The 21,052-nt window shown below is 52.3% G+C and carries 22 protein-coding genes and 1 riboswitch; of the genes, 5 read left to right on the top strand and 17 right to left on the bottom strand.

Features of this window, described 5'->3' with window-relative positions; translation table 11 throughout:
- Positions 1-220: 220 nt before the first annotated feature.
- The gene (locus MKY96_RS02255) at positions 221-883 is read right to left on the bottom strand and encodes a YheC/YheD family protein (protein ID WP_340938320.1); all 663 of its coding nucleotides are present in this window, start codon (positions 881-883) and stop codon (positions 221-223) included.
- Positions 884-1,082: 199 nt separating this feature from the next.
- Between MKY96_RS02255 and MKY96_RS02250 the strand changes: the two genes are divergently transcribed.
- Both MKY96_RS02250 and MKY96_RS02245 read left to right on the top strand, forming a co-directional pair.
- Positions 1,083-1,292, top strand: a complete 210-nt coding sequence (locus MKY96_RS02250) for a hypothetical protein (RefSeq protein WP_036701644.1) — start codon at positions 1,083-1,085, stop codon at positions 1,290-1,292.
- A 341-nt stretch (positions 1,293-1,633) separates the two neighbouring features.
- Complete coding sequence (locus MKY96_RS02245) at positions 1,634-4,429, top strand: O-antigen ligase family protein (protein WP_340938318.1); 2,796 nt, start codon at positions 1,634-1,636, stop codon at positions 4,427-4,429.
- 385 nt (positions 4,430-4,814) lie between these two features.
- Here the strand turns inward: MKY96_RS02245 and MKY96_RS02240 are convergent, their stop codons facing one another.
- The 11 genes from MKY96_RS02240 to MKY96_RS02190 form a co-directional block, all read right to left on the bottom strand.
- Positions 4,815-5,354 (bottom strand): GNAT family N-acetyltransferase, encoded by a 540-nt coding sequence (locus MKY96_RS02240; RefSeq protein WP_340938315.1) that lies wholly within the window; start codon positions 5,352-5,354, stop codon positions 4,815-4,817.
- 113 nt (positions 5,355-5,467) lie between these two features.
- Positions 5,468-6,241, bottom strand: coding sequence for a VOC family protein (locus MKY96_RS02235; protein WP_340938314.1), 774 nt, complete (start codon positions 6,239-6,241; stop codon positions 5,468-5,470).
- On the bottom strand, positions 6,241-7,050 hold the full coding sequence (gene proC, locus MKY96_RS02230) for a pyrroline-5-carboxylate reductase (protein WP_340938313.1): 810 nt from the start codon (positions 7,048-7,050) through the stop codon (positions 6,241-6,243). Before proC ends, MKY96_RS02235 begins: the two co-directional genes overlap by 1 nt.
- Positions 7,051-7,072: 22 nt before the next feature.
- Positions 7,073-7,906: a MetQ/NlpA family ABC transporter substrate-binding protein gene (locus MKY96_RS02225; protein WP_036721985.1), complete on the bottom strand. Its 834-nt coding sequence runs from the start codon at positions 7,904-7,906 to the stop codon at positions 7,073-7,075.
- A 12-nt stretch (positions 7,907-7,918) separates the two neighbouring features.
- Positions 7,919-8,938 (bottom strand): uroporphyrinogen decarboxylase family protein, encoded by a 1,020-nt coding sequence (locus tag MKY96_RS02220; protein ID WP_340938311.1) that lies wholly within the window; start codon positions 8,936-8,938, stop codon positions 7,919-7,921.
- A gap of 27 nt (positions 8,939-8,965) precedes the next feature.
- Positions 8,966-9,625: a methionine ABC transporter permease gene (locus MKY96_RS02215; protein WP_076081622.1), complete on the bottom strand. Its 660-nt coding sequence runs from the start codon at positions 9,623-9,625 to the stop codon at positions 8,966-8,968.
- On the bottom strand, positions 9,600-10,643 hold the full coding sequence (locus MKY96_RS02210; protein WP_340938308.1) for a methionine ABC transporter ATP-binding protein: 1,044 nt from the start codon (positions 10,641-10,643) through the stop codon (positions 9,600-9,602). The genes MKY96_RS02215 and MKY96_RS02210 overlap by 26 nt, the downstream gene beginning before the upstream one ends.
- A gap of 42 nt (positions 10,644-10,685) precedes the next feature.
- On the bottom strand, positions 10,686-11,846 hold the full coding sequence (locus MKY96_RS02205; RefSeq protein ID WP_340938306.1) for an amidohydrolase: 1,161 nt from the start codon (positions 11,844-11,846) through the stop codon (positions 10,686-10,688).
- Positions 11,847-11,867: 21 nt separating this feature from the next.
- Positions 11,868-12,530, bottom strand: a complete 663-nt coding sequence (locus MKY96_RS02200; RefSeq protein WP_340938305.1) for a GntR family transcriptional regulator — start codon at positions 12,528-12,530, stop codon at positions 11,868-11,870.
- Positions 12,531-12,791: 261 nt separating this feature from the next.
- Complete coding sequence (locus MKY96_RS02195; RefSeq protein WP_340938304.1) at positions 12,792-13,382, bottom strand: hypothetical protein; 591 nt, start codon at positions 13,380-13,382, stop codon at positions 12,792-12,794.
- Between the two features lie 182 nt (positions 13,383-13,564).
- The gene (locus MKY96_RS02190) at positions 13,565-13,924 is read right to left on the bottom strand and encodes a HesB/IscA family protein (RefSeq protein WP_076081607.1); all 360 of its coding nucleotides are present in this window, start codon (positions 13,922-13,924) and stop codon (positions 13,565-13,567) included.
- 381 nt (positions 13,925-14,305) lie between these two features.
- On the opposite strand from MKY96_RS02190, the gene mqnE reads away from it, so the two are divergent.
- Positions 14,306-15,412 (top strand): aminofutalosine synthase MqnE, encoded by a 1,107-nt coding sequence (gene mqnE / locus MKY96_RS02185; RefSeq protein WP_209875907.1) that lies wholly within the window; start codon positions 14,306-14,308, stop codon positions 15,410-15,412.
- Positions 15,413-15,490: 78 nt separating this feature from the next.
- Positions 15,491-16,552, top strand: coding sequence for an NAD(P)/FAD-dependent oxidoreductase (locus MKY96_RS02180; RefSeq protein ID WP_036722010.1), 1,062 nt, complete (start codon positions 15,491-15,493; stop codon positions 16,550-16,552).
- A gap of 22 nt (positions 16,553-16,574) precedes the next feature.
- Here MKY96_RS02180 and MKY96_RS02175 read toward each other — a convergent pair whose 3' ends face one another.
- Entirely contained in the window at positions 16,575-16,829 is a 255-nt protein-coding gene (locus MKY96_RS02175) for a YuzB family protein (protein ID WP_340938300.1), read from the bottom strand.
- Between the two features lie 82 nt (positions 16,830-16,911).
- On the opposite strand from MKY96_RS02175, the gene MKY96_RS02170 reads away from it, so the two are divergent.
- Entirely contained in the window at positions 16,912-17,160 is a 249-nt protein-coding gene (locus tag MKY96_RS02170; RefSeq protein WP_036701687.1) for a NifU family protein, read from the top strand.
- Between the two features lie 182 nt (positions 17,161-17,342).
- Here MKY96_RS02170 and MKY96_RS02165 read toward each other — a convergent pair whose 3' ends face one another.
- From MKY96_RS02165 to MKY96_RS02150, 4 genes are all read right to left on the bottom strand, one after another.
- On the bottom strand, positions 17,343-18,218 hold the full coding sequence (locus tag MKY96_RS02165; RefSeq protein ID WP_340938298.1) for a MetQ/NlpA family ABC transporter substrate-binding protein: 876 nt from the start codon (positions 18,216-18,218) through the stop codon (positions 17,343-17,345).
- A gap of 58 nt (positions 18,219-18,276) precedes the next feature.
- On the bottom strand, positions 18,277-18,936 hold the full coding sequence (locus tag MKY96_RS02160; RefSeq protein ID WP_340938296.1) for a methionine ABC transporter permease: 660 nt from the start codon (positions 18,934-18,936) through the stop codon (positions 18,277-18,279).
- Positions 18,936-19,952, bottom strand: coding sequence for a methionine ABC transporter ATP-binding protein (locus MKY96_RS02155; protein ID WP_340938294.1), 1,017 nt, complete (start codon positions 19,950-19,952; stop codon positions 18,936-18,938). Before MKY96_RS02155 ends, MKY96_RS02160 begins: the two co-directional genes overlap by 1 nt.
- 103 nt (positions 19,953-20,055) lie before the next feature.
- Positions 20,056-20,191, bottom strand: a riboswitch (SAM riboswitch).
- A gap of 91 nt (positions 20,192-20,282) precedes the next feature.
- Positions 20,283-21,029, bottom strand: coding sequence for a Cthe_2314 family HEPN domain-containing protein (locus MKY96_RS02150; RefSeq protein WP_340938291.1), 747 nt, complete (start codon positions 21,027-21,029; stop codon positions 20,283-20,285).
- Positions 21,030-21,052 lie beyond the last annotated feature (23 nt).

Genomic DNA, 21,052 nt, shown 5'->3' with positions numbered 1-21,052 from the left:
ATAATATGTGAGTAAGGGTTATAATGTCAGCAATTGCACAGTGGACTATGGGGATAACAGTTATACACAGGGCTGAAACCTGACATCTCCACACAAAAACTTTTTTAGAATGTTCATAATTGGCTGGGATATTTCTTGTTGTATTACCTCAAAATCTAAACAACTAAACGCAATATTAGCCTATTACTGTATTTATCGTCAAATATAAAAATTTTATTAATCATTTTGGTCTTGTATTTACTTCCAGAATCCATATCTTTCCCCGATGATCTACAGCATAGTCGAAGCCCAGTTCACCGATCCCCGGAAAATGCCGCTCCAGCAGCTCGGTACAGACTAAGGTCAGCCTGCGCATCTCCGCTTTTTTGGATGAGGTCCCCACTCTTGGCAATGATCTTCGCAGTCCCTGGCGGCAGCTGAGCATCGTTCCTCCTTTGCAGAGATTCGTAACGAACAATCCCGGCCGGGCTACTCTCCCTACCATAGATCGGAACTCCCAGTGCTCGCCGTTCTTCACTACTTTGACCCGGTAATCAATCGGACGCCCGGAGATCCGTGCAAGGGAAATGCCCTGCTGGATCAAATATTTCCGTTTCACCTTGAATCTGTCCAGTGCCTGGCGCATAGAAGTGAAGTCTCCATAGATACGTGTGCTCTTCATATACGTGAAGCCGTACCCCCTATGATCCCGGAACACCTTGATGACACCATATCCTCCTCCGCCTACAACCGGCTTGATGACAACATTGCCGTATCTTCCAAGCATCGCGGACAATCCGGCAGCACTATATTCCCGCGTTCTCGGAATGTAACCGGCAACCCGTGAATCGCTAAGCAGCGCCGCCGTCTTCAGCAGCTTGCTTGCCAGTTCTCTCCCCGCCATTATTTGCCCTCTCCTTTCGCATTCCCAGCCTACCCTATAGATTACTCACAAAAGGCCTTGCCCTCCTGTATGATTGTCCGTGGTATAGCTGGCCAGAGCAAAAAAGGGCATATGGCTGCGGGGCCTTATGTCCCTGGTACATTTGACTGGAAAACCTTTAAAATTCGTTGTATTATTGCCTGAAAGGGAGGGTTTCCTAATGGCTGAGTTTTTTGAAATCCTGTATTGGTTTGCGATGATCGGCATGTCTGTTGTACTGGCAGGAACGACAATACTCGTCTGTGCGCTTGGCTTCAAATTCATCAAGGACCGACGCAGAGTGCTCGGTGCCGGCTGCATCGCCTTTTCCCTGGGGGCCTCCGCCCTGATCGTGTTCATGATTAACCTGAAATTTATTATCCCCGCCTGAAGCATGTTCCCGGCAGCAGTGGCCCAGGAAGCGGATTGCGCGTTCCTCTGCCGTCATTGCTGCCTTCGGGCGGAACTCTTAAGCGTCATTCTTACACGATTCATAGATTCGCCCCGTTACATTATTCTATGAAAACTGCGCCAGGCTGGCCTGTGCGGACAGACGGCTTCATTCGCTGAGCAGGTTCCGGCCTATTCCCCACTTTTTCGCTCCCTCCCTCTCCTGCAAGACACTCCAATCTTTGAAATTTCCGTTCAGACAACAACTTTTTCACTTTATATCCGTAATATGTATGTGCAATAAATTGGAAGAGCTACTATTTTGAAAAAGGAGATTCTATCGTGTCGAAACCTGTGTACGGAAAACAGGCGGCTTCTGTCAAAGCTACGGACAAGCTTTCAGGGGCAGCTTGGATGCTTTGCGCTGCGTTCCTGCTGTTTTTTGGCTGGGCCGCTTTTCAGATCGGATTGTTCAACGGAATGACGGCGGATTTCGAGAAGCCCATTTATGTTGCCGCCTTATTAAGCTGCCTGCTCCTGCTGGCCGCTGCCGTCCTGTATTTCAGATCCTTCCGGCTGGAGGGACAGCGTGATCTGCTTACCGTAGCGGCCCTCCTGCTTCCCTTAACCTATGCGCTGTCGCTATTCGGCGCTGCTTCCCGGTATATGGCGATGAACATGCTGTTCACCCAGTTCACCTATGCCGCAGTCTTCATCATCAGCATCCTTCTGCTCCGGCACAAGCGGCTAAATTCCGCCGTCCAGCATGGTGTGCTTACCCTCGCTTACCTGATCGTAGGCTTTGGACTGCTCAACTGGCTCGGAAGCTGGAAGCTGGCTGGCAGTCTGGTGGGCTGGTTCTCGAAGACTGTCTATAGCGGCAGGTATAGCGAAGCGGTAATGACCGACTCGAACGGGCTCCGCCTGACCTCCATTTTCCAGTATGCCAATACATATGCAGCCTTCCTGATGGCGTTTCTGTTCGTGGCCGTCTTCGCGCTGATCCGCTCCCGGAAGCGGACCGGGCAGCTGCTGCACGGCTTCATGCTGGTGCCTATCATCGTCTCGCTGCTGCTTACCTTATCCCGTGGCGGACTCGTGCTGCTGCCGGTGGTCTTCATCCTCCTGCTGCTCTTCCTGAAGCCTGTGCAGCAGATTCTGTGGATTGTCCATCTTGCGATTGCCGGCCTATTCTCTCTGCTGATTACCAGCCCGGTCACGAGACTGGGCCTGGAGCTGAATACGGAGTTCAATTCGTCTGCTGCCCTTAAAGGCTGGGGCTATCTGCTGGGAGCATCTGCCTGTGCAGGCGTGCTCTGTCTGGTGGTTCAGCGTTACCTGGCACCTTATCTGAACCGCAAGCTCGGCGGACTGGAAGCCCGCCGCATGAGCGGATTATGGATTCCTGCCGTTTCGGTGGCTGGCGTTGCGATCATCGCCTTCCTGTTCATCGGCACCAGCGCTCGCAATATCCTCCCGGCGAATATCGGAACACGGCTGGAGAATATCAATTTCAGGCAGCACAGTGTCCTGGAACGGTTTACCTTTTACGAAGATGCCATGAAGGTCGTCAAGGATTATCCGGTACTTGGCACGGGCGGAGGCGGCTGGGCCACACTCTATGAGCATTATCAGAACAACCCTTATCTGAGCCGCCAGGTGCATAACTTTTTTCTGCAATATCTGATTGAAGTAGGCATTGTAGGCTTCCTGGTGTTCATGGGCTTCATCCTGTTTATCTTCTACAAATTCAGCAGGGAGTACCTGAAACGGGAGACCGATGACTATAGCAACGGATTCTTCTATCTCATTATCGCCTTGTCCATTCTCGTTCACAGCCTGCTGGACTTCAACCTCAGTTTTGCCTTCATGGGTATGCTCGTATTCCTCGCTCTGGGGGGAATGGCCGTGGCCATGGAGAGCAAGCCGCTCCGTCTTCAGTGGAACAAGCTGTGGATCAGAGCGGGGTATTTCACAATACTGGGCATTGGCACGGGCTATTTGCTCTTCCTGTCTCTGAGTTACATTCGTTCCAGCTCTGAAGCTAGTAGCGCCAAGAAGCTGATCCAAGTGAGCCAGTCCTATGAGGAGATCAAGGCCCCTTTCGTAAAAGCACTCAACATCCGCCCATACCACCCGGAATCCGCTGTGTACCTGTACCTGCTGGATCAGAAGGTGTATGAGCAGACCAAGGACGAGCAGTTCCTAGACGAGGCCTATGCGGTATTGACCCGTGCGCTGAAGGATGAGCCGTCCAACAAAGAGCTGCTGACCCAGCTCGCCAGCTACTATGATCTGAAGGGCCAGAGCGCCGAAGCCTATCAGGTCTACCTGGACAACGCGGATAAGTTCATGTGGGATATCAACTGGTATGCCGGACTGATCAGCCGGGCTTCCCTCCTTGGACAGCAGGCTTACTCCAAGCAGGATGAAGCCGGACAACAGACGTATTTCGCTTCCGCACTCTCCGCCTACAGACATGTAACGGACGGCATTGCCCATTTGAAAAGCCTCCCTCCCGAGCAGCTTCAGGGCCGTGAATTCTTCGTTACACCTACGATAGGTCTGAGCATTGCGAGAGTACAGCACCTGTCTGGAGACCAGGAGGACGCAGCCGCTGCACTGAAGCAGGGCTTTGCGGGCGGTTACGAGGATCTGACGGACAGCGGAAGCCTGTGGACGACCGCCTGGTACAGCGGAGTGATTGCCCGGTCCCAGGAGCTGGGAGCCGCAGCCCTGAAACGTTCGCAGGAAGCTGCGGCTGAGGGGAAGCTGGAGATCAGGGACCAGGAGACCCTTAACAAGCAGCGGTATTTCAAAACCGGCTTGGATGCTTATACTTACGCTATTGCAGACCGGGAAGCACAGCAGCAGGGAGTCACAGTAACACCGGAACTGCTGCTGAATACTGGTAAGCTCCAGTATATGTCCCAGGATATACAGGCCGCAGAAGCCACACTGAAGCAAGGCCTTAGTGAGGACTACAGCAGCCCTGTTAACCGCGAGCTTGCGCGGTGGTTGCTGGCAGTTCAGCAGCGGATGCAGAGCGCCCAGGATCAGGCGGTCTACCAGAAGCTGATCGCCGCTGATCCGGAAGAAGCGGCGAGGATTAATGAGATAGCGGGGATGCCGCTGTAACCGCCGCTTAAAGAACAGCAAAGAGCACCTGGCCGTTTAAGGCAGGTGCTTTTTGCTGTGTGCGGGGGCAGTGCTGCCATTTCATGGCTATTTCCCCCCTTTTTTTGCTGGATTTTTTCTGTTTTTGGTTCTGTTGTATTTCCTACAATAGATACCTCTGAAATTCACCCAAAAAGACAATCTATTGCACTTTGTACAGTAGAATTTCAGTAATTAGGCATTCCCAAACAAAAATCCAGAAATCAAATGTATCAAATACAGCAGATTGCATTTTAGTGTGAACTAAAGTGAAATCTATTGTATAAAATGCAATTAGAGTTGAAGATTTCCGGTCGCATTAGTCGCCATTAGCGAAAAACAATGAATGCAATATACTGCGCCGCTGTCAACGGTGCAGCCCCTTATACTCATCCTCCAGAATCGAATATTGATAGGAGTCCATCCACTTCTCTTTATGATACATATGTCCTCTAAGATGCCCTTCGTATGTCATGCCGAGCTTCTGCATCACGCGGGCGGAACCGATATTCCCCGGGCGGCAGGTCGCATAGATCCGGTGAAGCTCCAGCTTATGAAAGCCCAAGTCCAGCAGTACAGCGGCAGCCTCAGTTGCATATCCCTGTCCCCAGTACAGCCTGTTGTAGCAATAGCCGATCTCTCCCTGTCCTGTTCCGGTAATATGCAGGCCGCAGCCGCCGATCAGCAGCCCGTTCTCCTTCAGAACTACCGCATATTCAAATCCCCGGCGCGGCTCCTCCTGCTGCAATTCCAGCGTATGGCGGATATATTCGCGGGTATCCTCCAGTGAATTGGGCCCCCAGATTGAATGCGTCACTACTACGGGATCGGACGCATATTCATGTACCTGCACCATATCATCCTCGATGAATTCCCTGATGATCAGACGTTTGGTCTCAAACTCCATATGTCTGCGGCCTCCTTCAGATTCCCATATTAGTGTAAAACTCTACCACAAAAAGAACAGGCCTGCCACCGCTAATTGCGGCAACCAGCCTGTCCCATATGCTTCTCCAGCATTTATTCAAACACGTACTCGCCTTCACCGACAGTCAGGGTCTGTCCCTTCAGCTGGGGTGAATCCGTCCGGAACACAATCCGGCTGAGCCGGTTCTCTTCGCCTTGCACGAACTCAAACGTCTGATCTCCTGCCTTAAGGCTGTAGCTGCCATCCGAACCATCCGCAGGTGCGCTCACCGGAAGACCAAACAGTTCACTCCAGTGGCTAGCGGCAGCGGCCGGATCGCTGACCCGGAAGCCTGCACTGACGACCTCCACCTGGCCTGCAGGGTGAGGACGGTTGATTCCCGCACTGTTCAGACTAGCCAGCCGCTGCTCATCCCTCTCGTTCCACTGAATAATGAACGGATAGGGCAGTCCCTGGAAGTCACCGTCAATGGTCATCATCCGCCACTCGATCAACCGGCCCTGATCATCCAGACGGCGGCCGTCAATGACCGGCGACAATAACAAACCCGCTTTCCTCAGCGTTGCCTCAACAGCTTCAATATCATCCGTGCGCAGCACCACTCTGCTCAAGACTTCGTGCTCCGGCAGAACGGTAACGGCATCCCGCACAACCACGTTATGCTTGGTCGAACGCGCCAGCTCCAGGTTCTCGATCCCGAGGAACTCCAGGTAGGTGAGTCCAAAATAACTCAAGGCGTTATACGTTCCCCAATCCTTATGCGATCCTCCCCGGAAGGCTGTTAGTCCATGCTCCGCGAAGAGCTGAACCGGCTGGTCCAGATCATTCACATAATGTACAAGATGATCCCATTTCAGTACGGCCATTACTTCTTCACTCCCAGCTCCGTGGTCCGCTTCACCGCAGCCAGTACACTCCGCTGCAATCCGGCAGCGAAATCACTGTTGTTCAGCTCATACAAGCCGTGCATACCGACGCCGCCAGGCGAGTTGTTGATGTCCAGCAGTTGTCTTGGGTGCAGTCCGGTCTGCTGCAGCATAGCCACCGCTCCCAGCATATTCTCCAGCGCCACCTTCCAGGCTTGCTCCCGCGGCAGTCCGGCAAGAACTCCGGCATCCGTGAACGACTCAATGAAATAATAGATATAGTTCGGTCCGGCTACCCCGAAGCCTGTGAAGATATCAATATAGGATTCCTCCAGAACCTGCACCTTGCCGAAGCCCAGCAGGAATACTTCCACCTGCTCCAGAGAAGCGGCAGCATTCAGAGCTACACCGCTGTATCCGTAACCGGTATCGGTCAAGGTATTCGGGATCACCCGGACAATCGGACGTTCTGCTCCGAAATAATCTCCGAGCTGGGCTATTGTTACTCCCGCCACAATGGATACAATAACCGCAGACGGTGCAGCATACTCGCGAACCTGTGCTCCAAGTGCAGCCAGATCATCCTGTGGACGGACAGCGATGACGATCAGTTCTGCGCCGGAGAGAGCTTCTTGCTGCGTACTCTCCGTGTCTACGTTATATTTGCTTTTTAATAGCTGAAGCCGTCCTTCATGAATATCCGCTACACTGATCTGTCCGGCTGCCAGCGTACCGCCTGCCAGGCAGGCCCGGATGATCGCTTCCGCCATCTGCCCGCCGCCAATGAAATGAATCTTGCCTTTTGACACTTCCACTCACTCCCTGATTAGGTTAGTTATTGGCCCAGGCCTCCGGCAGAATGAACCCGGCATATTTCTCCTGTCCCAGGATGTATTCTTCGAACTCCTTGGATTCATAGGCAGCCTTCAGGTCCTTGGCCCACTGGGTATCCTGGTCCTTCTTGTTCACCGATACGATGATTCTATGCTGCATAGGCGTATTCTCAATCTTCAGCGCATCTGTAATCTTGCGGTCGGGAGCGTTAGCGATATAATTCCCGTTCACCACACCATAGTCAACATCCTGCAGCGAGACCAGAATCTGCGCCGGGTCCAGCACCTTCAGGTCAATCTTGAACTTGTCCGGCTCCACGCTGTTCACATTGAAGTCCGCTACCCCGGCGCCCTCTTTGATCTTGACCCAACCCAGCTCCTCCAGAATCCGCAGCGCACGCTCCTGATTCACCGGGTCGTTCGGAATCGCGACGGTAGTGCCGTCCTTCACATCGTCAAGCGTCGTGTGATTAACGGAATACAGCCCCTGCGGAGCGCCCGGAACATAGGCAATCCCCACCATATCGGCACCAATTTCCTTATTGATTGCATCCATATAGGCCGTACTCTGGAAGATGCTCGCGTCAATCGAGCCTTCCTTCATGGCCGGGTTGACCTGCATATTCTGTGAGAAGGTTTTGATATCTACAGTATACCCTTTTCCTTCCAGGATTGGGAGAATGGATTGCCGGAACTGCTCCTCATACGTGCCTACGCCGAATCCGACTGTGATTTCCTTTTTGTCCCCGGAGCTTGCCGCTTCCTTATTGTTACCGCAAGCCGCCAGCACCGCCATCGAACTAATCAGTAGAACCGCCAGTAATTTTCTCATCACTCTCATCCCCTATCCTAATACTGTGTTTTTAAAATGCACTAATGCCTCGTCTGTAACCGTCAGCGGAATGGCGCAGTTGGGCGACAGAATAAACGGCTGACCCTTCATCTTGGCCAAGGCTTCCTTGGCCTGCTGTTCAATCTGCTCCAGATCATTTCCGGCAAACAGCCCGTGATCCACTCCGCCCACCTTCGTAGCCTTGAGATCGGCGTCCAGCCCGGGATTGCCTTCGGCTACCGTATCCCAGCTGATCCCGTCAATCCGGTAATCATTGAATTTCGCAGGCTGGGCATGAGCACCGCAGGTATGTAAAATATTCTTGCCATAGCCCGCCGCCTCCAGAACGATAGAATCATAGGGTCTGGACAGCTCATCGAACATCGCTTCATCGAATAATCCGGGGTGGGCTGTGCCTGTCACCGCGTAGAACAGACCATCTGATCCCGCCTGCCGCAGCTCCTGCACATAATCGGCCAGGGTTAAGGCAATCGCATGCAGGGCATGATGCGCGGCGGCACGGTGTTCCTTGAAGAGCGAATCCAGCGTCACCGGCTGCTCGATCCCGAATACGGTCTCCGTAACATAAGCAGAACGTCCTACGATGAACAGCAATACCGTGAGCGGTGAGAATACCGTCTGAATCAGCGGCGTATCGGGCAAGCCCTGGCGGATCTTCCTTACAGCCTCCAGATGCTCCAGCAGCGAAGGGGTTTGTGCGGCTTTTTTCACCTCAAGATCCCAGAGATTCGCGGCTGCCGGAACGGCCGTAGTCAGCTGTCTCGGAAACACCGTCCGGTAATCTGCGAAGTTATACTCATTTCCCCAGGCTTCCGCCAGATAGGTCGCTCTCGGGTTGATTTTCACCCAGTCCCAATCATATTTCTCCGTAAAAGAAATCGTAGACGACGCTAAGTCCTCAGCGTTCTGCTCCTTGTCAATAAAGTGGCGCCATCCGCTGACCAGCGGACGGTCCGCAAGTTCCCCGGATAAGATCGCCTGAAAACGCTCCTGCTTGCTCCATACACTCATCTGCCTATCCCCTTTGTCTCGTAATCTCTAGTAACGGCGAATCTTGCGCGCCAATGTGTTGCCCAGGGACTGAATCCCCTGCACCAGAATGATCAGAATAATGACCGTCGCAAACATGACCACCTCGTCAAAACGCTGATAGCCGTACACGATTGCCAAGTCTCCGACCCCTCCGCCGCCTACTGCCCCGGCCATTGCCGTAGCCCCGATCAGCCCGATCGTCGCTGTGGTCAGGGAGAGAATTAACGAGCCCACCGCTTCCGGCAGCAGGAAGTACCATATGACTTGTAACGGCGTAGCTCCCATTGCTTCAGCAGCTTCGAGAATGCCCGGATTCACCTCCAGCAGCGAATTCTCCACCAGCCGTGCAATATAGGGTGCGATATAGATAATCAGCGGAACAATTGCGGCACTGGTTCCAATCGACGTATGAACAATTGCTCTTGTTAGCGGAATAATGGCAAATAGCAGAATGATAAACGGAACCGAACGAATGACATTAATTAAGGGATTCAGTAAGGTATACAGCCACTTGCTCTCCAGCACGCCGCCCGGACGGGTAATGACCAGCAGGATGCCCAGCGGAATACCCAGCAGCGAGCCGATGAACAGCGATACCCCCACCATCTGAATCGTTTCAATAATCGCCTTCAGGAATTGCTCACTTGTGATCGATGTCGAGAACATAGGACTTCACCTCCTCTATGCGGACCTCATGCTGCTTCATGTAATTCAAGGCCGCTTCCATCTGTGCCGGATCACCTTGCAGTTGAACGATAATCGTACCGAGCGTCGTCTCTTGAATCTCTGTCGTATTCGCAAACAGAATGTTGACCTTGACCCCGTAGGTACGGATAATCTCGTACAGCACAGGCTCAGAAGCGCTCTCCCCGGCAAAATTCAGCTTATACACCCGGCTCCCCTGCTCAGTCTTCAGAGTTCTGCGGACGCTTGTAGTCATGCTGTTCTGAATGACCGTCTTGACGAAATTCTGCGTTGTCAGATGCTTCGGTGCTCCGAACACATCCAGCACGCTGCCCTGCTCGATAATCCGTCCCTCTTCCATTACGGCTACCTTGTTGCAGATCTCCTGAATCACCGACATCTCATGCGTGATGATCATCACTGTGATGTTGTATTCCGCGTTGATCCGCTTGAGCAGCTGCAGGATGGACTGTGTCGTCTGCGGGTCCAGAGCGGAAGTAGCTTCATCGCACAATAGTATTGAAGGGTTCGAGGCCAGCGCCCGGGCAATCCCGACCCGCTGCTTCTGTCCGCCTGACAGCTCGCTCGGATAGCTTCCAGCCTTGTCGCTTAGCCCGACGAATTCGAGCAGCTCCTCCACCCGCTTGCGGATTTCCGCCTTGCTCTTTTTCAGCAGGATGAGTGGAATCGCCACATTGTCGAACACCTTTTTGGACTCCAGCAGGTTAAAATGCTGAAAAATCATGCCGATGTTTTTCTTGGCTGCCCGCAGCTCTTTGTCGCTGTACGCGCCCAGATCGTACCCGTCCACCAGCACCTGGCCCTCAGACGGCCGTTCCAGGTAATTGACCAGGCGGATTAATGTGCTTTTTCCGGCTCCGCTGTAGCCGATGACTCCGAAGATATCGCCCTTCTCCACCTTCAGGCTGATCCCCTTCAGCGCTTCAATCTTCACCTCTTTGCGGGTGAACGTCTTGTACACATTCCGTAGTTCAATCATAGTTGTTCCCCTCAATCATCTGGTAAATTTAGGATTCAGGATTCAAGCCTGCTGCTTCAGCTTCGCCAGTGCCCCCTCTGCCAGCAGAGCGAAATACTTGGCTGCCGGCAGGATGGCCGCCTCATCGACATCGAAGCGGGGATGATGCAGCGCATGGTTCGGGCCGGTTCCGATGTTCACAAAAGCACCCGGGATCTGCTGCAAATAGTAGGCGAAATCCTCTCCGCCCATCTGCGGCGGAATATCGTGTACCTCATAGCCTGATTGTGCCGCGACCTCTTTGGTGTAGTCTGTCCATGCTCCGTGATTAACCGTAGCGGGCGGGCCGGGATACCAGTGCAGCTTCGCCTCTGCTCCGGCTGCGGCTGCAATCCCTTCGATGATCCGCGTCATTTGGGCCGGGATGCTGCTGCGGATCTCTTCGTTATACGTACGTACTGTACCTTCCAGCTCCACCTTCTCCGGCAGCACATTCCAGGTGAAGCCCCCGTTGATCCGGGTCACACTGAGCACGACCGGCTCCTGCGTGTTATTCAGGCGGCTGACTACGGTTTGCAGCATCGTAATGATCTGCGCAGCGGTAACAATGGTGTCTACCCCTTTCTCCGGTGTAGCAGCGTGAGCGCCGACCCCTTGCACCGTAATCTCAAAGCGGTCCACCCCAGCCGTTAAAGCTCCCGTTCTGGTACCGAACGCCCCATTAGGCAGGTCCGGTGAATTATGTAATCCGAAGATAGCCTCCACCCCGCTTAGTCCGCCGGATGCCAGTACATCCTCCGCGCCGTGCCCCGTCTCTTCAGCCGGCTGGAACAGGATTCTGACCTTGCCCGGCAGTTCATGCTCACGCTGCTTCAGCAGGCTGGCCGCGCCCAGGATCACAGCGGTGTGGAAGTCATGGCCGCAGGCATGCATCGCTCCCGGAATCTCTGATGCGAACGGCAGGCCCGTCTGCTCCTCAATCGGCAGGGCATCGATATCGCAACGGATCGCTACTATGCTGCCGTCACCTTGTCCTACCTCTGCGATCAGTCCGGTCTTCAGAGGAAGGTCCAGCACCCGTATCCCCGCTTCACTCAGCCACCCGCGTAGCTTCTCTGTCGTTCTGAACTCTTCATTGCTAAGCTCAGGTTCACGGTGCAAGTTCCTCCGCACTTCGGTCAGCCGGGCTGCCAGTGCTTCTTCCGTCTCATGCTGTGGTCTCATAGGACTGCTCTTCCCCCTTCATTACGTATGTTCAATTCCTCTTATCCGCTCCAGTGCAGTCGCGAGGCTGCTCAAGATATGCTCCCGCATCGCCCGCTCCGCCCCCTCTTCATCCCTGGCTACAATCTTCTGCAGAATCACAAGATGCTCCTCATCCGCCTGCGTATTCCAGTCCCCGTGCAGAGAGACATAACGGCAATACCGGAGGGAACGGTCTCTTAGCTGGTTCAGCACCTTCTCAAAAGTCTTCAGCGCGCTGATCTCCCACAAGTAATCATGGAATTCGAAGCCATAGGATACAACATCCTGCTGATCCCCCATCTGGAAGGATTGCTTCAGCTTCTCCAGAATCAGCGTTAACCGCTGAATATCCTTGATCGTAGCGTTTCTGGCAGCGCTTCTGGCGATATGGCCTTCAAGCATGCTGCGGATCTGGAAGATCTCTTCGACCTCCTTAATCGTTAAAGGGGCTATCCGCAGCCTGCCGTTGGGCTGGCGTACCAGGAAATCCTCATTCTCCAGCCGCTGAATTGCTTCCCGTAGCGGAGTCCGGCTGACTCCGAGAAGTGCCGCCAGGCTCTCTTCGTTAACCGCCTGATCCGGCTCCAGCTCGCTATCTATTATTTTTTGCTTAAGTGCATAGTACGTATTATCCTTCGACAATCTTCGTGAACGCATTTCCATAGATTTCATTGCTCCTCGCCACTCATTTGCGGGTCGCCCGGTCAACTGTATAATTGTATACAATTATTAATGATGAGAGAGATTCAAGATAAAATGAAAGTATCAGTTGAAAATCTCTCTGTGCAATCAAGCTTTTTTCATACTATAATCCTATTAATCCCACTAGTCAAGTATGTTTTATAGGGGAATTAATAATCGACACGAATTGGACAAATAAATAACCCTCCAACACCTAATAGGTGTGGAGGGCTATTCACCTTACTAAAGTTCAAATACTATCTCATCACCTGTCTCACTCTTGTTGAACGGGTAGCTATATTCTTTGAACCTAAATTGAATTCCTGAAATCTCATCAGGTAATGGCGGAGAGACTACATATTTATATGATGCATGATCCGATCCGCTTCCACCATTAATCATTCGGCAGTCATATTGGTCATTAATATATAGTTCGTAATGGCTATGCTGATGAGAATTGGAGTCCATTTTCGGCTCATTGTCCCAATCTATATTCAGTGCTAGCACACTTGCATTACTGTATTGTCGTAAGGACGTTAGAGTATAAAAACGCTCCCCTTTCACGACTGACTTCAGTATTGCAATGTGTTGTCTAAATCCGGCTGGTTCAATCATTGGTTTATATTGTTCTTCATTCATCATACTTCCAAATAACGACATCAAGAATCCTTCATAAAGCCCAAGTTCCTCTGACCATTTAGAAATATACTCCAACGGAGGAAATCCTGGATTATTATCCGAGACCTCCTTTCTCTTCTTGATCAAAGAGCAAATTTCTTTATCGATATCCATAATTCGTTCATCATAATGCTCTGTTGGGCGTTCAAATGGCATTCGTATCATTTTTACCCTCCTCATAGCTCCATTAATTATTTCATCACCATATTTTAACATATAATGGTTTAAGTCAACATAAAAAAACCTCCTAATTAAGTACAGTTTGCACCATACACAATTAAGAGGTTTCGAAATCCGCAACCCAAGCTTACTTTATCAATAATTCAGCATTCACAAGCTTAGCAAGGCTCAGCCGCCGGATTCCCCGCCTCTTCCTTCGTGCGGAACGAGGAGCCGCAGCCACAGGTGGCGCTGGCGTTGGGGTTGTTGATGGTGAAGCCGCCGGTCATGCCGGATTCCTCGAAGTCGATCTCCAGGCCGTTGAGGTAACGGATATCGTCTTTGCTGACGACCACCTTCAGACCTGCAACGTCCATGTAGATGTCCTGCTCAGTCTCGGTGTCATCGAAGCCCATAGCGTACGAGAATCCGCTGCAGCCCCCTGCGGTTACGCCCAAACGGAGAAACATATCCGGCACTTCCTGCTCTGCAAGCATAGCCTTAATTTGGCCTGCCGCTGTCTCACTAATGTTAATCATAATTACAACCTCCTTAGGGATCACTGTATTGGAATCAAGCAGCCTTCAGGCTGTACGTAATGAAGTCAATGCCTTGCTTGAGAAAATAATGAGTATGATGTATATCATTTTCATCGGCTCTTTCAATCAGTATACTCCACTATTCTTCTGCCCTCAAGTCGTAAACCGGGCGCAGGTAAGCGATTTGTCCCGGAAGACCTGCCGTTTCTGGCGGTTGCTCACCCTACGGGAGAAGTTTATAATGAGAAAAGCGATAAAATTTCGATAAATTGTCACGGAGGTTGCAGTTAACCTCTATTTATAATGCCGGCTGCTGCCGGATATGCTCAGGTACACGATTATGCGATGCAATTGCCTCGCCAACCTTCAGGAGGAACTTATATGTCTACCCTTATTACACCCCACACGGATGCCCGGATGGCGAACATCATTGAGAAGGTTCGCGGCGGAGAACGATTGAATTTGGAAGACGGCGTTTATTTATATGAGAGCAACGATCTGTTAACGATCGGGCAACTCGCTAATGAAGTCAACATGCGAAAAAACGGGAATAAAGTCTATTTTATCGAGAACATGAGTCTATATTTCACCAATGTCTGCGAATCCCGCTGTGCCTTCTGCAATTTCCGCAAGGATGAAGGCGAAGAAGGGGCTTACACCCTCTCCGGCCAGGAGATGGTGGAGTATGTACAGCAGCATATTCATCCCGGCGTGCGCGAGTTCCATATTGTAGGCGGGCATAATGATAATGTGCCCTTCCAGTACTATGTTGATTCGCTGCGGGCTCTGAACGAGCATTTCCCCGAGGTGACTCTCAAGGCTTATACAGCGGCAGAGATCGACTTCTTCACCCGCATCAGCGGACTTAGTATCCGTGAAGTGCTGGAGCAGCTGCGCGCCGCCGGACTGAAGACCCTTACCGGAGGAGGGGCAGAGATTCTGTCTGACCAGTACCGCAAAAAAATGCGCGTCGACAAAGCCAATGTCGAGGAATATCTCGAGGTGCACCGCACCGCCCATCACCTTGGCATGAAGACCCATACCACGATGCTGTACGGTTCGATTGAGTCCCGTGAAGACCGCATCCGCCATATGCTGCAAATTCGTGACCTGCAAGACGAGACCGGCGGTTTCATGGTATTCATTCCGCTGTCCATGCAGCCTAAGAACAAGAATGCGGGCATTATGCGCCGCAACTCCGCGAATGAGGATCTGAAGACCATTGCCGTCAGCCGCCTGATGCTGGACAATTTCGATCATATCAAGGCCTACTTCATTAATATCGGGCCCCAGTTGACCCAGGTTGCCTTGAACTTCGGCGCTTCCGATGTGCACGGAACGATCCTGAAGGAACGGATCAGCCACGCTGCCGGCGCGCTGACACCGGAGGGCTTGACCCGGGATGAGCTGATCTGGCTCGTGAAGGGCGCAGGACGGATTCCTGTAGAACGGGATACCTTCTATAACGAGATCAAGGTATACGAATAAGAAAAGAACAAGCTTACCTCAGCCAGTGAACGCAGAACTGCCTTGTCCATTATGTACCCGAAAGGAAGATCAGTTGGCATGAGAACCCTACTTGTCTTGGGCGGCGGCTACGGCGGTCTTGCCCTCATTCAGCAACTGCTGGATAATCATCTCCCTCCTGATGTGGAAATCATCCTGGTGGACCGGATGCCGTATCAGGGGATCAAGACCGAATATTATGCACTGGCCGCAGGCACCGCCACCGATTACCATCTGCGGATTCAATTCCCGGTGCACCCCCGCCTGACCGTACGTTACGGGCAGGTGGGTTCCATTGATCTGGAGAGCAGGCTGGTCCTCCTCGATTCCGGGGAGCCGGTAGCCTATGATATCCTGGCGATTGCCCTCGGCTGTACGGATAATTACCATAACATTCCGGGTGCCGAGGAATACACCTGCAGTATTCAGAGCTTCGCCGGAACCCGGGAAACTTACCGCCGGCTGAACGATGTGAAGCCTTATGGAACCGTCAATATTGTCGGCGGGGGACTGAGCGGCGTAGAGATTGCCTCGGAGCTGAGGGAGAGCCGGCCGGATCTGAATATCTCTCTGATGGACCGGGGAGAACGTATTTTATCTTCTTTTCCGGCCAAGCTGTCCAGGTATGTCGAGGAATGGTTCAGTGAGCATCAGGTGGAGACGATTGGCGGGGTGTCGGTCTCTCATGTCGAGAAGGATGCCATCTTTAATGGCACCCAGGCTATTCCGGCGGATGTGACGGTATGGACTGCCGGTATTCAACCCGTGAAGGTCGTGCAGCAGCTGGAGCTTCCGAAGGACCGTGGAGGCAGGCTCATTGTGGGGGAGTATTACAATATAGCTGAATACCCGGAGGTCTATGTGATCGGGGACTGTGCCAGCCTGCCCTTCGCCCCCAGTGCACAGGCGGCGGGTGCCCAGGGCGAGCAGGTGGGACAGATATTACAGGCTTTATGGCGGGGCGAAACCCCGAAGCTGAATAAGATTAAGCTGAAGGGAACCCTCGGTTCACTCGGCAAAAATGCCGGCTTCGGCCTGATGGGCCGCCGCTCCGTCATGGGCCGGGTTCCGCGCCTGCTGAAGAGCGGCGTCCTGTGGATGTCCAAACGCCATTTCGGCTGAACAATCCCGGCTTGAATCCGGCTTAATCAATCTCCAGACTGTCCCAGGCCTCTGCTTCTTGTATAGCGGCTGCAATCGCCTCTTCCAAAGCAGCGGGGGAATCAGCTTCTATGATCTCCCCGTCAACCATGGCGAACGGCCGAAGATAACACTCTCCGCAGTTGTTCAGACAGCCGTACTCCACTACATCATATTCAGGGTTTTGCTCCAGCTTAAGCTTGAGCGGTTCAGTGCCGTGGCCGATGTTGCTGGCACAGAATTCTATAATTGGTCTCATGATGATCTCCCTATTCTGCTGTAACCATTTTATTTTTTAACTTTTTGTACTATAATAAACATACGAAAGGAGTGATTGAGAAATGAGTGAGAATGTACAAAGCGCAACCATGTACGATGAAGTACTGGAAGTCCTTGATAAACTTCGTCCGTTCCTGCAGCGCGATGGCGGTGACGTGGAACTGATTGATGTTGAAGACGGCATCGTTAAGCTGAAGCTTATGGGTGCATGCGGCAGTTGCCCAAGCTCCACGATCACGCTTAAAGCCGGGATCGAACGCGCCCTGATTGAAGAAGTAGAAGGCGTGGAAGAAGTCGTTCAGGTATTCTAATCCCGTTTCATAAACCATCCCGGCCTCCGCTAAGAGGCCGGGATTTTTTTTATTATAGAGGATTTCGCCTGCAGGATCAACCATCTGGATATTCAAAAAGACCAGAAGCCGCTCCGTCAGCCATTTCTGGCTACGGGCTTCTTCTGGTCTCATTAGATGATTCAACATCCCTAGGTTCAAGCTTAGAATGCCGGGATAATTGCTCCGTCATATTGCTTTTCGATGAATTCCTTCGCTTCCGGGGAAGTCAGCGCTGCTGCCAGCTTCTGAATAGCATCGGAATCCTTATTGTCAGGACGGGCTACCAGCAGGTTGGCATACGGGGAATCTCCGCCTTCAATGAACAACGCATCCTTCGTTGGAGACAGCTTGGCATCCAGTGCGAAGTTGGTGTTGATCAGCGCCAGGTCTACTTCATCCAGCTGACGGGGCAGCATGGCTGCATCCAGCTCAATGATATCCAGCTTCTTGGTGTTCTCAGTGATATCCGCTTTGGTGGAAGCAATATTCGTGTCATCCTTCAGCTTGATCAGACCGTTCTTCGCCAGCAGAATCAAGGCGCGGCCTCCGTTCGTTGCATCATTCGGAATCGCAACCTTCGCACCTTCTGCCAATTCATCAATCGATTTGATCTTTTTGGAATAGGCGCCAAATGGCTCTACATGAACAGCAGTTACAGATACGAGATCTGTGCCGTTCTTGGTGTTCTGATCATCCAGGTAAGGCTTGTGCTGGAAGAAGTTCGCATCGAGCTGCTTCTCGGCAAGCTGTGTATTGGGAAGAATATAATCTGTGAATTCTTTGATCTCCAGCTTAATGCCTTGGGCTTCAAGCAGTGGGGCAATTGCTTTGAGGATCTCCGCATGCGGTACAGGAGAAGCACCAATCACCAGGGTTACCGGGTCCGCAGCAGGCTCTGTAGTCGGCTCTGCAGCAGCCGCTTCTGTAGGTGCCGTTGTGGCAGCAGAATTCGTGGTGTTATTCGCCTTGTTGTTTCCGCAAGCGGCAAGCACCAATATCAAGGTCAGGCTGAAGAATGTAAGCAGTACTTTTTTCATCTGTAAATCCCCCTCTAATCCATATGGTTTATTGAATAAGGCTATATGTGGACGTACCTTATTTCCGTGTAAAATGTCTTACCAGCCGGTCACCGGCCATTTGCAGCAGCTGCACCAGAATCACCATCAGCGCTACCGAGATAATCATGACTTCCTTCTCATAGCGGTAATATCCGTAGCGGATCGCCAGGTCACCCAGGCCGCCGCCGCCGATCATGCCGGACATTGCGGTATACGAGACAAGGGTCACAACAGTAATGGTTACACCGGCAAGCAGACCCGGACGAGCCTCGGGCAGCAGCACGCGCATCACGATCTGCCCGGTGGACGCTCCCATGCCCTGCGCCGCTTCAATAATTCCCCGGTCAACCTCCCGCAGTGCCGTCTCTACCAGTCTGGCGAAGAAAGGCGCCGCGCCGATCACCAGTGCCGGAATCGTTCCAAGCACACCAATCGAAGTGCCCATAATGGCCTTGCTGAACGGAATCAGGGCAACCATCAGAATGATAAAAGGAACCGAACGCAGGATATTCACAACGAAGGATAATACCGAGTAAACCACCCTGATAATAACGTTATTCGACTTGCCCCATAAATATAACACAATTCCAAGCGGTAAACCAAGGATTATTGTAAATATTCCTGAAATTGCGATCATTTTGAGTGTAGCAATCGTAGCTTCCAGCATTTCTTCCCAATTGATTGTGCTAAAGTCCATTACAAAATCACCTCCACATCAAGACCTTGCGCTATGAGCTCAGTGAGCGTGGCTTCAACCGCACCCTCAGGTCCTTCGAACCGGACGATCAGCTGACCGTAAGGAACATCCTTGATTGTAGAGATGGTGCCATGGAGAATGGCGAAGTGAACCCCGGTTCCCTGAACCACCTGTGAGAGCGTCGACCCGTAAGTCTTTTGCCCGAGAAAAGTGATTTTGACCGACTTCGTGTAACCCGGCTGCACAGCATCAATCGCCTGCCGGAGCGGTCCGTCCGACTGGGTCTCACTGCGGATGAATTCTTTGGTCACCTCATGCTTCGGCTTCAGAAAGACCTCGGCCACTTCACCCTGCTCCACAATACCACCGCCATGGATCACGGCAACACGGTCACAAATGCTCTGAATGACATGCATTTCATGGGTGATCAGCACGATGGTCAGATGGAATCTGCGGTTGATATCCATCAGCAGGCGCAGTATGGAGTCTGTCGTCTGCGGATCAAGCGCCGAGGTCGCCTCATCGCATAACAGAACGTCCGGATCACTCGCCAGTGCCCGGGCGATTCCGACACGCTGCTTCTGTCCGCCGGATAACTGGGCCGGGTACTTATTCCAGTGCTCCTCCAACCCTACCAGGGCGAGCAGATCCTTAACCTTTTGTTCAATCTCGTTCCTTCCGGCTCCGATCAGCCGCAGCGGAAAGGCGATATTATCATATACTGTAGCCGATGAGAGCAGATTGAAATGCTGAAAAATCATCCCGATCTTGCGCCGCTGCTCCTGCAGTTGTCCCTGGCTGAGCGCTGTCAGCTCGACACCGTCCACCCACACCTCGCCCGCAGTCGGACGCTCCAGCAGATTAATGCAGCGGATCAGCGTGCTTTTGCCGGCCCCGGAGTGACCGATCACCCCGAAGATTTCACCCTTCTTAATCGACAGGCTCAGCGCAGAGAGTGCAGTTGCCTGCTTACTGCCCTTGCCATACACCTTGGTTATATCCTTCAATTCTATCAACCGCTGCGTCCCCCTTCTGTATTAACTTCCATCATTGCAATAAAAAAGACCCCCTACGATCCATGCAGATCGCAAGAGGCCCTGTGTGTATAATGACAATGCCTTCTCATCTGCCAAATACCCCTTAACCGGCGGCATTGTAGGAATTAGCACCATGACATTTGGATGCAGCTTAAGGCTGTATTCAAACCGGTTGCCGGGCTTCATCGGGCCTATCCCTCCGCCGCTCTCGATAAGATAATAGTATGAAGTTATATATTCCGTATCCTGTCAGAACTTAATGTATGCCTAAGTATATTCAGTTTCGAGTTTTTTGTCAAAGGTAAGTTTTTACGGACGGACATGCCCGGATTTCGGGCCTGGGGCCGCTTTGTTCTTGTGCCATTGTTCATTCCCGTACCTGTATGCGGCGGCCAGGGATTGGCATACCATCTCCAGGCTCTGCTTCAAATCCTCCAGGTGGCTGTCGAGATCCTCCAGACGAATCTTGTCATGCAATCCCTGGTGACGCTGCCAGAGGTCGTCGGTCATCTCCGCGTTCATGTAATGGATCTCAGCGTTGCGCCGCTTGCGCAGATTCTCCACCGGCTCCCGGTAGGAATTCCTGATTCGCTCCAGCTCATCCGCCAGCGGATGATGCGCATGCAGCAACTGAAATTGCCTCAGCACCGTGAAATAGGAGAAATGCGTCTTCACCTTGCCTGTATTGAGATTGTACAGATTATTCAGCACCGTGCCCAGCTTGTCCAGCAATGAGAAGACACGGATGAAGCCATCCTTGTAGAAATACACATATCTGGCGTACTCCCCCTGCTCCGTGGACGACATGTCGTCCATATAACCGGCTATCACTGACTTCCGGAAAAAGGCGGCTGCGAACCAGCTCTGCTCCAGCTCATCCAGAGAGGAGATTAGGCCGCGTGTCCAGATTTCCAGCTTGCGGTATTCATGGTCATGGTCTTCATGCGCCGCCATCTCCTTGCGCAGCACGGAGGCAGCCTTCGCCATGGACTCCATAGCTTCAGCCAGCACACCGCTGTTCACGCGGGGCGGCTCTCCAAGTAACGTCCGCAGCATATTTTGACCCTCCTTAAGTTCAC

The sequence above is a fragment of the Paenibacillus sp. FSL R7-0302 genome (assembly GCF_038006885.1).
Lineage (GTDB): Bacteria > Bacillota > Bacilli > Paenibacillales > Paenibacillaceae > Paenibacillus_AQ.
This window is presented reverse-complemented; position numbering and strand designations above follow the sequence as displayed.

Bases quoted from the DNA above. Each gene is read 5' to 3' on its own strand.
- MKY96_RS02255 (WP_340938320.1), bottom strand. From the start codon at position 883: ATGGCGGGGAGAGAACTGGCAAGCAAGCTGCTGAAGACGGCGGCGCTG.
- MKY96_RS02250 (WP_036701644.1), top strand. From the start codon at position 1,083: ATGGCTGAGTTTTTTGAAATCCTGTATTGGTTTGCGATGATCGGCATG.
- MKY96_RS02240 (WP_340938315.1), bottom strand. From the start codon at position 5,354: ATGGAGTTTGAGACCAAACGTCTGATCATCAGGGAATTCATCGAGGAT.
- MKY96_RS02235 (WP_340938314.1), bottom strand. From the start codon at position 6,241: ATGGCCGTACTGAAATGGGATCATCTTGTACATTATGTGAATGATCTG.
- MKY96_RS02225 (WP_036721985.1), bottom strand. From the start codon at position 7,906: ATGAGAAAATTACTGGCGGTTCTACTGATTAGTTCGATGGCGGTGCTG.
- MKY96_RS02220 (WP_340938311.1), bottom strand. From the start codon at position 8,938: ATGAGTGTATGGAGCAAGCAGGAGCGTTTTCAGGCGATCTTATCCGGG.
- MKY96_RS02215 (WP_076081622.1), bottom strand. From the start codon at position 9,625: ATGTTCTCGACATCGATCACAAGTGAGCAATTCCTGAAGGCGATTATT.
- MKY96_RS02210 (WP_340938308.1), bottom strand. From the start codon at position 10,643: ATGATTGAACTACGGAATGTGTACAAGACGTTCACCCGCAAAGAGGTG.
- MKY96_RS02205 (WP_340938306.1), bottom strand. From the start codon at position 11,846: ATGAGACCACAGCATGAGACGGAAGAAGCACTGGCAGCCCGGCTGACC.
- MKY96_RS02200 (WP_340938305.1), bottom strand. From the start codon at position 12,530: ATGGAAATGCGTTCACGAAGATTGTCGAAGGATAATACGTACTATGCA.
- MKY96_RS02195 (WP_340938304.1), bottom strand. From the start codon at position 13,382: ATGCCATTTGAACGCCCAACAGAGCATTATGATGAACGAATTATGGAT.
- MKY96_RS02190 (WP_076081607.1), bottom strand. From the start codon at position 13,924: ATGATTAACATTAGTGAGACAGCGGCAGGCCAAATTAAGGCTATGCTT.
- mqnE (WP_209875907.1), top strand. From the start codon at position 14,306: ATGTCTACCCTTATTACACCCCACACGGATGCCCGGATGGCGAACATC.
- MKY96_RS02180 (WP_036722010.1), top strand. From the start codon at position 15,491: ATGAGAACCCTACTTGTCTTGGGCGGCGGCTACGGCGGTCTTGCCCTC.
- MKY96_RS02175 (WP_340938300.1), bottom strand. From the start codon at position 16,829: ATGAGACCAATTATAGAATTCTGTGCCAGCAACATCGGCCACGGCACT.
- MKY96_RS02170 (WP_036701687.1), top strand. From the start codon at position 16,912: ATGAGTGAGAATGTACAAAGCGCAACCATGTACGATGAAGTACTGGAA.
- MKY96_RS02165 (WP_340938298.1), bottom strand. From the start codon at position 18,218: ATGAAAAAAGTACTGCTTACATTCTTCAGCCTGACCTTGATATTGGTG.
- MKY96_RS02160 (WP_340938296.1), bottom strand. From the start codon at position 18,936: ATGGACTTTAGCACAATCAATTGGGAAGAAATGCTGGAAGCTACGATT.
- MKY96_RS02150 (WP_340938291.1), bottom strand. From the start codon at position 21,029: ATGCTGCGGACGTTACTTGGAGAGCCGCCCCGCGTGAACAGCGGTGTG.